Raw genomic sequence first — 13649 nt, forward strand, 5'->3', positions numbered from 1 at the left:
GGGCCTTTTCGTGACCTGTGGACGCGGCATCGTCGGGCGCCGCCGGGTACAGTGCGGAGATCAGCAGACTCGCATGGTGAGGCCCCAGTGTTGACGCAGACCACCACCCGGGTCCTTGAGCCCAGTGATCTCGACGCCGCGCTCGACATCCTCGGACGCGAGCCGGTCGAGAACGCCTTCGTCGCCTCCCGGGTCCAGGTCGCCGGGCTCGACCCGTGGCGCCTGGGCGGCGAGATGTGGGGCTGGTACGCCGACGGCGAGCTCCGTTCGCTCTGCTATGCCGGAGCCAACCTCGTGCCCGTCTGCGCCGAGCCCGACGCCGTACGGGCCTTCGCCGACCGGGCCCGCCGCACCGGCCGCCGCTGCTCCTCCATCGTCGGCCCCGCCGAGCCGACCCGGCGGCTGTGGCAGCTGCTGGAGCCCAGCTGGGGCCCGGCCCGCGAGGTCCGCGCCCACCAGCCCCTCATGGTCATCGACCGCCCCTCCACCACCGTCGAGGCGGATCCGCAGGTCCGCCGGATCCGCAAGAACGAGATGGACCTGATCATGCCCGCCTGCGTGGCCATGTTCACCGAGGAGGTCGGCGTCTCACCGATGGCCGGCGACGGCGGACTGCTGTACCAGGCCCGCGTCGCCGAGCTCGTCGCAGGCGGCCGCTCCTTCGCCCGCGTCGAGAACGACAGGATCGTCTTCAAGGCGGAGATCGGCGCCGCCACCTCCCGCGCCTGCCAGATCCAGGGCGTCTGGGTGGCCCCCGAGTTCCGCGGCCGCGGCCACTCGGAGACCGGGATGGCCGCCGTCGTCGCGTACGCGCTGCGCGATGTGGCGCCCGTGGTCAGCCTCTATGTGAACGACTTCAACACCGCGGCGCGGGCCGCGTACCGCCGGGTGGGCTTCCGTGAGGTCGGCGCGTTCATGAGCGTGCTGTTCTGAACCGCCGGACGACCGCGGACGCGGCATTCCGGCGCACCCTTACCGCGAAGTAAGGTCGCCGCATGCTGCCTTCCGGAGTCCGTATCGGCCCCCTCGACCTCGCCGCCCGCGTGGACGAGGCCCTTCGCGTGCAGGCCGTCGCCTTCGGTCTCAGCGAGGAGGAGGTCGGCATCAGGCGCTACATCGTCCAGCGCCACATGGCCTGCAGGGGCGCCCGAGCCCTCGGGGCCTTCGCCGAGGACGGCGCGCTCACCGGATTCGTGTACGGGATGCCCAACGACCGCACCCACTGGTGGTCCACCATCGTCGAGCCCTACCTGCGGGCCGGCGGGCACGAGGACTGGCTCGACGGCTCCTTCGTCATCACCGAACTGCACGTCCACCCCGGCTTCCAGGGCCACGGCGTCGGCCGGGCCCTGATCACCACCCTCACCGACGACGCCGCCGAGCCCCGCTCGATCCTCTCCGCCATCGACACCGAGAGCCCCGCCCGAGGGCTCTACCGGGCCCTCGGCTACGTCGACCTCGCCCGCCAGGTCCACTTCCCGAGCGCGAGCCTGCCGTACGCCGTCATGGGCGCCCCACTGCCGCTGACCAGGGCCTGAAATGGTTTCCGGGGTCCTCGGGGCCCCGGTAACCTCCCCGGCATGTCCACACAACACGTACAGCGCATGTCCCGCCTCATGGCCAAGACCCTCCGCGAGGACCCGGCCGACGCCGAGACCCTCAGCCACCGGCTCCTGGTCCGGGCCGGATACGTCCGGCGCAGCTCCGCCGGCGTGTGGACGTGGCTGCCGCTCGGCAAGCGGGTCCTGGACAACGTCAGCCGCGTCGTCCGCGAGGAGATGGACGCCATCGGCGCCCAGGAGGTGCTGCTCCCGGCCCTGCTGCCGAAGGAGCCGTACGAGGTCAGCGGACGCTGGTCCGAATACGGCGACCTGCTGTTCCGGCTCAAGGACCGCAAGGGCGCGGACTACCTGCTCGGCCCCACCCACGAGGAGATCTTCACCCTGGTGGTGAAGGACCAGTGCACCTCGTACAAGGACCTGCCGGTCATGCTGTACCAGATCCAGACCAAGTACCGCGACGAGGCACGGCCCCGGTCGGGCGTGCTGCGCGGCCGCGAGTTCCAGATGAAGGACTCGTACTCCTTCGACGTGTCCGACGAGGGGCTGGAGGAGTCCTACCGGCTCCACCGCGAGGCCTACGTCCGCATCTTCGAGCGGCTGGGCCTGGACCACCGCATCGTCTCCGCCGTGTCGGGAGCGATGGGCGGATCGGCCTCCGAGGAGTTCCTGGCCCCGGCCGAGGCAGGCGAGGACACCTTCGTGGACTGCCCCTCCTGCGCCTACGCGGCCAACACCGAGGCCGTGACCTTCGCGCTGACCCCCGTTTCCGCGGAGCACCCGCCCCTGGAGGAGGTGGACACCCCCGACACCCCGACGATCGAAACCCTCGCGGCGCACCTGGGTGTCCCCGCCTCGGCGACGCTGAAGAACCTCCTGGTGAAGGTCGACGGCGAGATCGTCGCCGTGGGCGTGCCCGGGGACCGCGAGGTGGACCTCGGCAAGCTGGGCGAGCACCTGGCCCCCGCGGTCGTCGAGCTCGTCACCGCCGAGGACTTCACCGACCGGCCCGACCTCGTACGCGGGTACGTGGGCCCGCAGGGCCTGGACAAGGTCCGCTACCTGGCCGACCCGCGGGTCGCCCCGGGCACCGCCTGGGTGACCGGGGCCAACAAGGCCGACACCCATGCGCGCAACGTCGTCTGCGGCCGGGACTTCGAGGTGGACCAGTACCTCGACGTGGTGGTCGTGGAGCCGGGCGACCCCTGCCCCTCCTGCGGCGCCGGGCTGCGGCTCGACCGCGCGATCGAGATCGGGCACATCTTCCAGCTCGGCCGCAAGTACGCGGACGCCTTCGGGCTGGACGTGCTGGGCCGCGAGGGCAAGCCGGTACGGGTCACGATGGGCTCCTACGGCATCGGCGTCTCCCGCGCGGTGGCGGCGCTCGCCGAGCAGACGGCGGACGAGCGCGGCCTGTGCTGGCCGGCGGCGGTGGCCCCGGCCGACGTCCACGTGGTCGCGGCGGGCAAGGCGGTACCGCTGGCGCTGGCCGAGCAGGCGGCCACGGCCCTGGCCGCGTCGGGGATGCGGGTCCTGCTGGACGACCGTCCGGGCCTCTCCCCGGGCGTGAAGCTCACGGACGCGGAGCTGATCGGCGTGCCGTGGATCCTGGTGGCGGGGCGCCGCTCGGCCGACGAGGTCGTCGAACTCCAGAACCGCGCCACGGGCACCCGCGAGGAACTCCCCCTGACCGATGCCATCGCCCGCCTGCGCGACGTCACCCCCGCCGGCGTCTGAGCCGCGGGGGAAGGCGAAAGGGCGGGACGGGGGAAGGCCCCGCGCAGCGGCTACACACGCAACGGCTACGGCGGGGACTCGTCCGGGGACGGCGGCGGCTCGGCGGCCCCCAGAGCCAGTTCCTCCGCCGCCCGGTCGAGGGCTGAAGGGCTGTCCTTCGCCCCCACGGCGTCGACCTCGACCGGCCCGGGGCCTTCGGAAGCCGGGCCGGCCGAGGCCGGTTCCTCCCGCGCGGACGCCGCAGGCGGCGGTGGGGCGGAGCGTTCCAGGAAACGCAGCAGCTCCACCGGGAACGGCAGCACCAGCGTGGAGTTCTTCTCGGCGGCGACGGCCACGATCGTGTGCAGCAGGCGCAGCTGGAGCGCCGCGGGCTGCTCCGACATGACCTCCGCCGCCTCGGCGAGCTTGTGCGAGGCCTGCAGCTCCGCGTCCGCGTTGATCACGCGGGCCCGCCGCTCGCGGTCGGCCTCCGCCTGGCGCGCCATCGACCGCTTCATCGTCTCCGGCAGCGACACGTCCTTGATCTCGACCCGGTCGATCTGCACGCCCCAGCCCACCGCCGGGCTGTCGATCATCAGCTCCAGGCCCTGGTTGAGCATCTCCCGGTTGGACAGCAGGTCGTCCAGGTCGGACTTTCCGATGATCGACCTCAGCGAGGTCTGTGCCATCTGGGAGACGGCGAAGCGGTAGTCCTCCACCGCCACGATGGCGTTCGCCGGGTCGACTACCTTGAAGTACACGACCGCGTCGACCCGCACCGTGACGTTGTCCCGGGTGATGCCCTCCTGCGCGGGCACCGGCAGCGTCACGATCTGCATGTTGACCTTGCGGAGCCGGTCGATCACGGGAACGATCACCGTGAAGCCCGGGGGCCGGATCTCCTCCCGCAGCCTGCCGAAGCGGAAGACCAGCCCCCGCTCGTACTGCTTCACCACCCGGGCCGCGGCGCCCATGTAGACCACGACGCCCACACCCGCGGCGACCACTGCTGTCAGCAGTTCCTCGACCATGGCGGCCCCCTGCCGGACATACCTACTTATTTACGGTATGCCCTACAGCCAGGCTGCGAACTCCAGCAGGAGTTCCGCGTCACGCCGGCGGCCGGCGGTCAGGGCGCGGTTGCCCGATTCCACCGCCCGGAAGAGGGTCCAGCCCCGCAGCCGGTCCCGGTCGACCTCCAGCGCGTCCGCGAGCTTGTTCACCCGGCGCCGGGCCCCCGCCGCCCCCGCCGAGGAGGCCACCAGGTCCTCCAGCCGGTCCCGGACCAGCCGTGCCAGGTCGTACGCCCGCTCGCCGACCAGCGGGTCGGGTCCCACCGTCAGCCACGGCGCCCGCTCGGCCGCCAGGACCTTGCCCTGCCGGAAGTTCCCGTGCAGCAGCAGTTCATCCGGCGGAGCCGCCAGCAGCTCCTCGCGCGCCGCCAGAGCCGAGTCCGCCAGAGCCCGCACCTCCGCCGGGGCCGCCATCAGGGCCGCCGACTGGGCCCCGGTGCGCTCCGCCACCGTCTCCCACCCGTGCCCGGCGGGCGGTGCCACCCACAGCCGGCGCAGCGTCCCGCTCGCCTCCAGCAGTGCCTTCGCCTCCGGCAGGGAGCGCAGCGACACCTCCGGGTGCAGCCGTTCCAGCAGCAGGGCCCCGTCGTCCTCGTGGTGGCGCGTGTCGAGGACCCGTACGGCGCCGAATCCGCCCCAGTGCGCCAGCGCTGCCAGCTCCCGGTCGGGCCGGGCGTGCGGGGGCGCCAGCTTCAGAGCGGCCGGGGTGCCGTCCGCATAGGTGACGAGGACGACCAGACTGCTGCGGCCGCCCGGGGCCTGCACCCGCTGGGCCCGTAGGCCCCGCCGGGAGAGCGCGGCCTCGGTGAGCTCGGGCAACTGCCCCAGCCAGTCCGTGTCCTGCGCCGATACCGGCATCTCGCCGAGCGCCCGTACAAGCCGCTGCGGCGGTTCGAAAGCCATGCGTGCGTGGTCCCTTTCAGCTGGTGAGGGCTCGCTGTGCGCGTTCGGTGAGCCCAGGGAAGGCTACGCCGACACCGCGCCAGCGTGCCGCGCGCACGGCCGCGGCGCTGAGCGCGTCGGCCGCCTCGCGGCGCAGCGGGCCCTCCGCCGCCCGCACCAGATCGGAGTACGCGCCGGCCACCCGGTCCTCGATCACCGCGGCCAGCCGCTCGGCGTCGGCCGGGCTGCGGACCTCGAACGGCAGGGCGTAGGCGGCCTCCGAGGGCCGGGGCGCGCCGCCCAGCTCACGCACGGTCCGGGCCAGCGCGTCACGCCGGCCGAGGTGGCCGCCGTACGCCTCCCTGGCCTCCGTGGCGCGGGCGCCGGCGGTGCGCGCGCCGATGACCCCGTACCCGTACGCGGCCGCGTGCTCGGCGGCGAGGGCCGCCTGGGCGGCCTCCAGGGCCCGTCCGGCGGGGAAGGGTGCGCGCTTCACGGCGTGGCTCCGGGAGTCGAGGTCAGCAGGTACACGTGTACGGCGCCGCAGGCGGCCAGCGAGGCCAGCATCCGGGCCAGTTCCCCCGGCGCCCCGGCCAGGTCGACGGTCCGCGCCTCGGACAGGCTCCGCTCGGCGTCGGCGAGGGCGGTCAGGGCGTCGGCGGGCTGCGCGGGTACCGGCTCGCCGCTCGCCGCGGGCGCCGCGGCCCCCGTACCGCCGGACGCAGACGCGGCGGGGGAGGGCGGGCTTGACGCGGCGGCGGGGGACAGGGCTGCCGTGTGCGCGGCGACGGCGGCCCGCAGGGGAGCGAGCCGCGCGGCCAGGTCCGGATGGGCGGCGGCCGTGGCGTCGTAACGTTCCAGCAGTCGTGCACTGTCACGAACGGCCGCCTCCCGCATCCGCCGTTCGAGCGAAATCACCGGGTCGGAGGCCGCCGAGCGGTCGTCGGTGCACCCGGTCAGCAGCGCGGCACCGGCCGCGCCGGCGGCCCCGGCGAGCAGGCTCCTGCGCGAAGGTCTCGAAGGCGGAGTCCAGGGCACGGTGTCGTCCTAGGGGTGTGGGGCGGGGCAGGGTGTGATCACGGTACCCGGGGCCCTGCGCGGAGGGCGGACGGCAACACCCTCTGACACCGGATACCCTTTGACCTGACACACGACGGAAACCACAACAGCACACGCGGCCGAGGAGTCACCCGGATGAGCACCACCCAGAGCGACAGGCTGCGCGGACTGCTGGAGCCGCTCGTCGCCGCCAAGGGCCTGGACCTCGAAGAGATCGAGTTGTCCCGGGCGGGCAAGCGCCGGATGCTGCGGATCATCGTGGACTCCGACGAGGGCGTGGAGCTGGACGCGTGTGCCGAGCTGAGCCGTGAGGTCTCCGACAAGCTCGACGAATCCGACGTGATGGGTGAGGACGAGTACGTCCTCGAGGTGAGCTCCCCGGGCGCCGACCGTCCGCTGACCGAGCACCGCCACTACGTACGGGCCATCGGCCGTCTCGTGAAGTTCCAGCTGTCCGCCGAGGACGCGAAGGGCGCCGGGGAACTGGTCGCCCGCATCCTCGACGTCGACGACGAGGGCATGGACCTCGAAGTACCGGGCGTGAAGGGCCGCAAGGCCACCGCCCGCCGCATCGCTTTCACCGACATCGCCAAGGCGCGTGTCGAGATCGAGTTCAACCGCAAGGACAAGAAGGAAGAGGAGGCGTAGCCGTGGACATCGACATGAGTGCCCTGCGGGGTCTGGTCCGGGAGAAGGAGATCTCCTTCGACCTGCTCGTCGAGGCGATCGAGTCGGCCCTCCTCATCGCGTACCACCGGACCGAGGGGAGCTTCCGCCGCGCCCGCGTCGTGCTGGACCGCACCAACGGTCACGTGGTCGTGTGGGCGACGGAAGACCCGAGGGACCTCGAAGAGGGGCAGGAGCCCAAGGAGTTCGACGACACGCCGTCGGACTTCGGCCGGATCGCCGCGACGACCGCCAAGCAGGTGATCCTCCAGCGTCTGCGCGACGCCGAGGACGACCTGACCTTCGGCGAGTTCGCCGGCCGTGAGGGCGACGTCATCACCGGCGTCGTGCAGCAGGGCAAGGACCCCAAGAACGTCCTCGTCGACATCGGCAAGCTGGAGGCCATCCTGCCGGTGCAGGAGCAGGTCCCCGGTGAGGACTACCCGCACGGTCTGCGCCTGAAGGCGTACGTCGTGCGGGTGGCGAAGGGTGTCCGCGGTCCGTCCGTGACCCTCTCGCGCACCCACCCGAACCTGGTGAAGAAGCTGTTCTCGCTGGAGGTCCCGGAGATCGCCGACGGCAGCGTCGAGATCTCGGCGATCGCCCGTGAGGCCGGCCACCGCACCAAGATCGCCGTCCGGTCGACCCGTTCGGGCCTGAACCCCAAGGGCGCCTGCATCGGCCCGATGGGCAGCCGCGTGCGCAACGTCATGGCCGAACTGCACGGCGAGAAGATCGACATCGTCGACTGGTCGGACGACCCGGCGGAGATGGTCGCGAACGCGCTGTCACCCGCCCGGGTGAGCAAGGTCGAGGTCGTCGACTGGGACTCCCGCTCCGCGCGGGTGACCGTGCCCGACTACCAGCTGTCCCTGGCCATCGGCAAGGAGGGCCAGAACGCCCGCCTCGCCGCGCGGCTCACCGGCTGGCGCATCGACATCCGTCCCGACACCGAGGCGTCCCCGGACGCGGACCAGGACCGGGACCGGGACCGGGACCGGGACCGGGGCGGGGAATAAACCGGTACCGGCCGGGGCTTCCCGGACGGTAGACAGGGTCCGCACGGCCTCTGCCGAGGGCAGCGGATCAAGACAACACAACAGCCGTTCGATCTTTCCTCCGGCACTCGTCGGGGAAGAGGTCGGTACGGGGAGGTAGACTTAGGCGTGTCTGGCCGGACGCAAGCCCGCGCATGCCCCGAACGCACCTGTGTGGGGTGTCGGGAGCGAGCGGCCAAGAGCGATCTGCTGCGGATCGTGGCGATCGAGGACGAATGCGTCCCCGATCCTCGCGGTACGCTGCCCGGCCGGGGTGCGTACGTGCACCCCGCCGTGGTCTGCCTCGACCAGGCGGTCCGCCGCCGGGCGTTTCCCCGGGCCCTCAGGTCCGCCGGAGCGCTCGACACGGCGAACCTGCGCAAAGCCGTGGCCGGGAAAGCCGGGACCACAGCGTAAAGAAGTAGTACGGCACGGATACCCCGTGCGGTCAGGTACCTCGCGAGTTGGAAGTAGGTCGAGATTGCGATGAGCACTCGATGAGTACGCGATGAGTACGCCCATGAAGTAGCGACGGTCCGGCGTAACCCGGACCTAAAAGGAGCGAAGTGGCTAAGGTCCGGGTATACGAACTCGCCAAGGAGTTCGGGGTGGAGAGCAAGGTCGTCATGGCCAAGCTCCAAGAACTCGGTGAATTCGTCCGTTCGGCGTCCTCGACGATCGAGGCGCCGGTTGTACGCAAGTTGACTGACGCACTGCAGGGGCCCGGCGGCAACGCCGGCAAGTCCGCTGCAAAGCCCGGCGCGCCCCGCAAGGCCGCGCCCGCCAAGCCCGCAGCGCCGTCCCCGGCCGCTGCGGCACGTCCTGCTGCCCCGAAGCCCGGCGCACCGGCCCCCAAGCCGGCCGCTGCCGAGGCCCCGGCCGCAGCACCCGTGACGCCGGCCGCCCCCGGCCCGCGTCCCGGCCCGAAGGCTCCGGCCGCCCCGAAGCCCGCTCCGGCGGCGCCCGTGGCGACCGAGTTCTCCGCGCCGCCGACGGCTCCGGCCGCCCCGGCGCGTCCCGCCGCGGCCCCCGGCCCCCGTCCGGCGCAGCAGCGTCCGGCCCAGGGCGGCCAGGCCGGCGCCCGTCCCGGCGCCCCGCGCCCGGCCGGCGCCACCCCCGGTGCCCCGGCCCGTCCGGCCGGCACCCCCGGTGCCCAGGCCCCGCGTCCGCAGGGCGCCCGTCCGGCCGGTCCCCGTCCGGGCAACAACCCGTTCACCTCTGGTGGCTCCACCGGCATGGCGCGCCCGCAGGCGCCCCGTCCGGCCGGCGCCCCGCGTCCCGGTGCCCCCGGCGCCGGCGGCGGCCAGGGTGCTCCCCGTCCGCAGGGCGGCCCCGGCGGCGCTCCGCGTCCGCAGGGTCCCGGCGGCGCCCGTCCGACCCCGGGCGGCATGCCCCGTCCGCAGGGCGGCGCCCCGCGTCCCGGTGGTGCTCCCGGCGGCAACCGTCCCAACCCGGGCATGATGCCGCAGCGTCCCGCTGCCGGCGGTCCCGGTCCCCGTCCCGGCGGCGGCCCCGGTGGCCGTGGTCCCGGTGCGGGCGGTCCCCGTCCCGGTGGCGCCGGTCGTCCCGGCGGCGGCGGCTTCGCCGGCCGTCCGGCCGGTCCCGGCTCGCGTCCGGCGGGCGGCGGCGGCTTCGGCGGTCCCCGTCCGGGTGGCGGCGGCTTCGGCGGCGGCCCGGCCGGCGCCGGTGGCGGCGGTCGTCCCGGCTTCGGCGGCCGTCCCGGCGGTCCCGGTGCCCGTGGCGGTACGCAGGGTGCCTTCGGCCGTCCCGGCGGTCCGGCCCGTCGCGGCCGCAAGTCGAAGCGTCAGAGGCGCCAGGAGTACGAGGCCATGCAGGCCCCGTCCGTGGGCGGCGTGATGCTGCCCCGCGGCAACGGCGAGACCGTTCGCCTGTCGCGCGGTGCGTCCCTCACCGACTTCGCGGAGAAGATCAACGCCAACCCGGCGTCGCTGGTCGCGGTCATGATGAACCTCGGCGAGATGGTCACTGCCACGCAGTCCGTCTCCGACGAGACCCTCCAGCTCCTCGCGGGCGAGATGAACTACCAGGTTCAGATCGTCAGCCCGGAGGAGGAGGACCGCGAGCTCCTCGAGACCTTCGACATCGAGTTCGGCGAGGACGAGGGCGGCGAGGAATACCTCATGCCGCGTCCCCCGGTCGTCACCGTCATGGGTCACGTCGACCACGGTAAGACCCGACTGCTCGACGCCATCCGCAAGACGAATGTCGTCGCGGGCGAGGCCGGCGGCATCACGCAGCACATCGGTGCCTACCAGGTCTCCACCGAGGTCAACGACGAAGAGCGCCGCATCACCTTCATCGACACCCCCGGCCACGAGGCGTTCACCGCCATGCGTGCCCGTGGTGCCAAGTCGACCGACATCGCGATCCTCGTGGTCGCGGCCAACGACGGCGTCATGCCGCAGACGATCGAGGCGCTCAACCACGCCAAGGCCGCCGGCGTCCCGATCGTCGTCGCGGTCAACAAGATCGACGTCGAGGGTGCCGACCCGACCAAGGTCCGCGGTCAGCTGACCGAGTTCGGCCTGGTCGCCGAGGAGTACGGCGGCGACACGATGTTCGTCGACATCTCCGCCAAGCAGGGTCTGCACATCGACTCCCTGCTGGAGGCCGTCGTCCTCACCGCCGACGCCTCCCTCGACCTGCGCGCCAACCCCGAGCAGGACGCTCAGGGTATTGCGATCGAGTCCCACCTCGACCGCGGCCGCGGTGCCGTCGCCACCGTCCTCGTCCAGCGCGGTACCCTCCGCGTCGGCGACACGATGGTCGTGGGCGACGCCTACGGCCGAGTGCGCGCCATGCTCGACGACAAGGGCAACAACGTCGAGGAAGCGGGTCCGTCGACCCCCGTCCTGGTCCTGGGTCTCACCAACGTCCCCGGCGCCGGCGACAACTTCCTCGTCGTCGACGAGGACCGCACGGCCCGCCAGATCGCCGAGAAGCGTGCTGCGCGCGAGCGCAACGCCAACTTCGCCAAGCGCGTCCGCCGTGTGTCCCTCGAGGACCTCGACTCCGTGCTCAAGGCCGGTCTGGTCCAGGAACTCAACCTCATCATCAAGGGCGACGCGTCCGGTGCGGTCGAGGCTCTCGAGTCCTCGCTGCTCCAGCTCGACGTCGGTGAAGAGGTCGACATCCGGGTCCTGCACCGCGGTGTGGGTGCGGTCACCGAGTCCGACATCGCCCTGGCGATGGGCTCCGACGCCATCGTCATCGGCTACAACGTCCGTGCTGCCGGCCGCGCCGCGCAGATGGCGGACCGCGAGGGCGTCGACGTCCGCTACTACTCGGTGATCTACCAGGCCATCGAGGAGATCGAGGCGGCCCTGAAGGGTCTCCTCAAGCCGGAGTACGAAGAGGTCGAGCTCGGTACGGCGGAGGTCCGCGAGATCTTCCGCTCGTCCAAGCTGGGCAACATCGCCGGTGTCCTCATCCGGTCCGGCGAGGTCAAGCGCAACACCAAGGCGCGCCTGCTGCGCGATGGCAAGGTCATCGCGGAGAACCTCACCATCTCCGGTCTGCGCCGCTTCAAGGACGACGTCACCGAGATCCGCGAGGGCTTCGAGGGCGGTATCAACCTCGGTTCCTTCAACGACATCAAGATCGACGACGTCATCGCGACGTACGAGATGCGCGAGAAGCCCCGCGCGTAAGCGCGAGGCGGTTCGCACCGTGTCGTAGTTCGTAACACCGGGGCCGGTCGGCGGAATATCCGTCGATCGGCCCCGGCCGTTGCGTGTACGGTTCTGGTGACCCGGCCGCGCGAGCGCCGGGTGATCCTGCCGGGCGACGGCCCGGCAGGCCACCGAACCCGCACCGGCGGGATATCCGGAACTGCATGTACGTGGGGACTCTGTCCTTCGACCTGCTCCTCGGCGACGTCCACTCGCTGAAGGAGAAACGCTCCGTCGTCCGGCCCATCGTCGCCGAGCTCCAGCGAAAGTTCTCCGTGAGCGCGGCGGAGGTGGGCGACCAGGATCTGCACCGCAGGGCCCGTATAGGGGTCGCGCTGGTGAGTGGGGACGCGGGGTTCCTCTCGGACGTACTGGACCGCTGCGAGCGGCTGGTCGCGGCACGTCCGGAAGTGGAGCTGCTGTCCGTACGACGGCGCCTCCACGGTGATGAAGACTGATTGCTTGTCTGCAAGAAAAGAAGGAGACGGACCAGTGGCCGACAATGCGCGGGCGAAGAAGCTGGCGGACCTCATCCGGGAGGTGGTGGCGGAGAAGCTGCAGCGCGGTGTCAAGGACCCCCGCCTCGGTACGCACGTGACCATCACGGACACCCGGGTCACCGGCGACCTGCGGGAGGCCACGGTCTTCTACACGGTCTACGGCGACGACGAGGACCGCGCCAGCGCGGCAGCGGGCCTGGAGAGCGCCAAGGGCGTCCTGCGCTCCGCGGTCGGCCGGGCGGCGGGCACCAAGTTCACGCCCACCCTGACCTTCGTCGCGGACGCCCTCCCGGAGAACGCCAAGACCATCGAGGACCTCCTGGAGAAGGCGCGGACCTCCGACGCCCAGGTGCGCGAGGTCTCCTCCGGTGCCCAGTACGCCGGCGACGCCGACCCGTACAAGAAGCCCGGTGAGGACGACGACGAGGACGCAGCCGCGGAATGAGCACCAACGCAGGGAAGACTCCGGACGGCCTTGTCATCGTCGACAAGCCGTCCGGCTTCACTTCGCACGACGTGGTCGCCAAGATGCGCGGGATCGCCAAGACCCGCCGCGTCGGCCACGCCGGCACCCTCGACCCCATGGCGACGGGCGTGCTGGTCCTCGGCGTCGAGAAGGCCACCAAGCTACTCGGCCACCTCGCGCTCACCGAGAAGGAGTACCTCGGCACGATCCGTCTGGGCCAGAACACCCTGACGGACGACGCCGAAGGCGAGATCACCTCCTCCACGGACGCCACCGGGGTCACCCGGGACGCCGTGGACGCGGGTGTCGCCAAGCTGTCGGGCGAGATCATGCAGGTCCCGTCCAAGGTCAGCGCGATCAAGATCAAGGGCGTGCGCTCCTACAAGCGCGCACGGGACGGCGAGGACTTCGACATCCCGGCCCGGCCGGTGACCGTCTCGTCCTTCCAGGTGTACGACATGCGGGAGGCGGAGGCCGACGACGGCACCAAGGTCGTCGACCTCGTCGTCTCCGTCGTCTGCTCCAGCGGCACCTACATCCGCGCACTCGCCCGCGACCTGGGCGCCGACCTCGGCGTCGGCGGACACCTGACGGCGCTGCGCCGCACGCGGGTGGGCCCGTACAAGCTCGACCGCGCGCGCACCCTGGACCAGCTCCAGGAGGAACTGACCGTCATGCCGATCGGCGAGGCGGCGGCCGCGGCCTTCCCGCGCTGGGACCTGGACGCCCGGCGGGCCTCGCTGCTCGCCAACGGTGTACGGATCGACATGCCGGAGGAGTACGGGGAGGGCCGCACGGTCGCGGTCTTCGGGCCGCAGGGCCAGCTCCTCGGGCTCGTCGAGAGCAAGAACGGAAAGGCGAAGTCCCTCGCGGTCTTCGTCTGATCACCGACGTGGAGCGGTGAGCGCACATGCCGTGCTGCTCACCGCTCCACGACCCCCCTCGGGTAGGTCTCTATCCACCCGGACCCCGCTATTCACCCGTCCGAGCAGGCGCTCG

14 protein-coding genes are annotated in these 13649 nt (G+C 72.1%); 10 read left to right on the forward strand and 4 right to left on the reverse strand.

Features of this window, described 5'->3' with window-relative positions:
- Positions 1 to 87 precede the first annotated feature (87 nt).
- From ACFWFZ_RS05940 to ACFWFZ_RS05950, 3 genes are all read left to right on the forward strand, one after another.
- Entirely contained in the window at positions 88 to 933 is an 846-nt protein-coding gene (locus ACFWFZ_RS05940) for a GNAT family N-acetyltransferase (RefSeq protein ID WP_387117193.1), read from the forward strand.
- A 62-nt stretch (positions 934 to 995) separates the two neighbouring features.
- The gene (locus tag ACFWFZ_RS05945; RefSeq protein ID WP_387117196.1) at positions 996 to 1538 is read left to right on the forward strand and encodes a GNAT family N-acetyltransferase; all 543 of its coding nucleotides are present in this window, start codon (positions 996 to 998) and stop codon (positions 1536 to 1538) included.
- A 42-nt stretch (positions 1539 to 1580) separates the two neighbouring features.
- Positions 1581 to 3296, forward strand: coding sequence for a proline--tRNA ligase (locus ACFWFZ_RS05950; protein WP_387117199.1), 1716 nt, complete (start codon positions 1581 to 1583; stop codon positions 3294 to 3296).
- A 65-nt stretch (positions 3297 to 3361) separates the two neighbouring features.
- Here ACFWFZ_RS05950 and ACFWFZ_RS05955 read toward each other — a convergent pair whose 3' ends face one another.
- Genes ACFWFZ_RS05955 through ACFWFZ_RS05970 form a run of 4 tightly spaced genes read right to left on the reverse strand, consistent with a single transcriptional unit; the run spans position 3362 to position 6268 of the window.
- Positions 3362 to 4306, reverse strand: a complete 945-nt coding sequence (locus ACFWFZ_RS05955; RefSeq protein ID WP_387117202.1) for a slipin family protein — start codon at positions 4304 to 4306, stop codon at positions 3362 to 3364.
- Positions 4307 to 4348: 42 nt separating this feature from the next.
- Entirely contained in the window at positions 4349 to 5251 is a 903-nt protein-coding gene (locus tag ACFWFZ_RS05960; protein ID WP_387117205.1) for an aminoglycoside phosphotransferase family protein, read from the reverse strand.
- Positions 5252 to 5267: 16 nt separating this feature from the next.
- The gene (locus tag ACFWFZ_RS05965; protein ID WP_387117208.1) at positions 5268 to 5726 is read right to left on the reverse strand and encodes a ferritin-like domain-containing protein; all 459 of its coding nucleotides are present in this window, start codon (positions 5724 to 5726) and stop codon (positions 5268 to 5270) included.
- Complete coding sequence (locus ACFWFZ_RS05970; protein WP_387117210.1) at positions 5723 to 6268, reverse strand: hypothetical protein; 546 nt, start codon at positions 6266 to 6268, stop codon at positions 5723 to 5725. The genes ACFWFZ_RS05965 and ACFWFZ_RS05970 overlap by 4 nt, the downstream gene beginning before the upstream one ends.
- A gap of 156 nt (positions 6269 to 6424) precedes the next feature.
- Between ACFWFZ_RS05970 and rimP the strand changes: the two genes are divergently transcribed.
- The 7 genes from rimP (at position 6425) to truB (ending at position 13534) form a co-directional block, all read left to right on the forward strand.
- The gene (gene rimP, locus ACFWFZ_RS05975; protein ID WP_030031619.1) at positions 6425 to 6937 is read left to right on the forward strand and encodes a ribosome maturation factor RimP; all 513 of its coding nucleotides are present in this window, start codon (positions 6425 to 6427) and stop codon (positions 6935 to 6937) included.
- Between the two features lie 2 nt (positions 6938 to 6939).
- On the forward strand, positions 6940 to 7974 hold the full coding sequence (nusA, locus tag ACFWFZ_RS05980) for a transcription termination factor NusA (protein ID WP_387117213.1): 1035 nt from the start codon (positions 6940 to 6942) through the stop codon (positions 7972 to 7974).
- A gap of 147 nt (positions 7975 to 8121) precedes the next feature.
- Positions 8122 to 8409 (forward strand): YlxR family protein, encoded by a 288-nt coding sequence (locus tag ACFWFZ_RS05985; protein ID WP_030823921.1) that lies wholly within the window; start codon positions 8122 to 8124, stop codon positions 8407 to 8409.
- A 149-nt stretch (positions 8410 to 8558) separates the two neighbouring features.
- The gene (gene infB / locus ACFWFZ_RS05990) at positions 8559 to 11663 is read left to right on the forward strand and encodes a translation initiation factor IF-2 (protein ID WP_387117216.1); all 3105 of its coding nucleotides are present in this window, start codon (positions 8559 to 8561) and stop codon (positions 11661 to 11663) included.
- 185 nt (positions 11664 to 11848) lie between these two features.
- Positions 11849 to 12142, forward strand: coding sequence for a DUF503 domain-containing protein (locus ACFWFZ_RS05995; protein WP_030651158.1), 294 nt, complete (start codon positions 11849 to 11851; stop codon positions 12140 to 12142).
- A gap of 34 nt (positions 12143 to 12176) precedes the next feature.
- Complete coding sequence (rbfA, locus tag ACFWFZ_RS06000; RefSeq protein WP_031148855.1) at positions 12177 to 12629, forward strand: 30S ribosome-binding factor RbfA; 453 nt, start codon at positions 12177 to 12179, stop codon at positions 12627 to 12629.
- A complete protein-coding gene (truB, locus tag ACFWFZ_RS06005; RefSeq protein ID WP_387117221.1) occupies positions 12626 to 13534 on the forward strand; it encodes a tRNA pseudouridine(55) synthase TruB in 909 nt (302 codons plus the stop codon). Before rbfA ends, truB begins: the two co-directional genes overlap by 4 nt.
- Positions 13535 to 13649 lie beyond the last annotated feature (115 nt).

Source organism: Streptomyces sp. NPDC060232, from assembly GCF_042726555.1.
GTDB lineage: Bacteria > Actinomycetota > Actinomycetes > Streptomycetales > Streptomycetaceae > Streptomyces.